Below are 583 nucleotides of genomic sequence, written 5' to 3'. Positions count from 1 at the left end.
CCTCCCGCACGCCGTCGGCGCGCTGGAAGGCGGCCAGGGCGGCCTCCTCGTCGGCGCGGTCGACCCGGCCGGCCGCGGCCCGCGCCGGGTCGGGGTGCTCGGTGGCTCCGCAGACCTTGCAGGCCGTGCCGGGCGCGAGCTCGCCCGCGAGCTCGGCGGCGATGCCCTCCAGGCGGCGCTCCTTGACGTCGAGCCAGGCGGTGCGGGCCGTGACGGCCCGCTCGCGGGCGCCGGTCAGCCGCTGCTCGGCCGCGGCGGCGGCTCCGGTGAGGCGGTCGCGTTCGCGGGCGGCGGCCAGGCGGGTGCGGACGGGGCCGGTCTCGGCCTCCAGCCGGACGGCCCGGGTGGCCTCGGCGCGGGCGGTCTCGACGCGCCGTTCGCAGGCGGCGCGCAGCGCCTCCCAGCCGTCGAGCCAGCCGGTCAGCTCGGTGAGCTCGTCCTCGTCGGCGCGGGCCTCGCGCTCCAGCTCGCGCTGCTGGTCGCCGATCGCGGCGGCGCGCTCCTCCGCGCGGCGGGCGGCGGACAGGGAGCCGAGCTCCTCGCGGAGGCGCCGCTCCAGCGCGGCGAGCTCCTCGCCGCCCGC

The 583-nt window shown here is 81.8% G+C and carries 1 pseudogene; it reads right to left on the bottom strand.

The features are described from left to right. A pseudogene (locus tag B7P34_RS38005) lies at nt 1–583 on the bottom strand (AAA family ATPase); the annotation flags it as partial.

The organism is Streptosporangium nondiastaticum (assembly GCF_003011965.1).
GTDB lineage: Bacteria > Actinomycetota > Actinomycetes > Streptomycetales > Streptomycetaceae > Streptomyces > Streptomyces nondiastaticus.
This window is presented reverse-complemented; position numbering and strand designations above follow the sequence as displayed.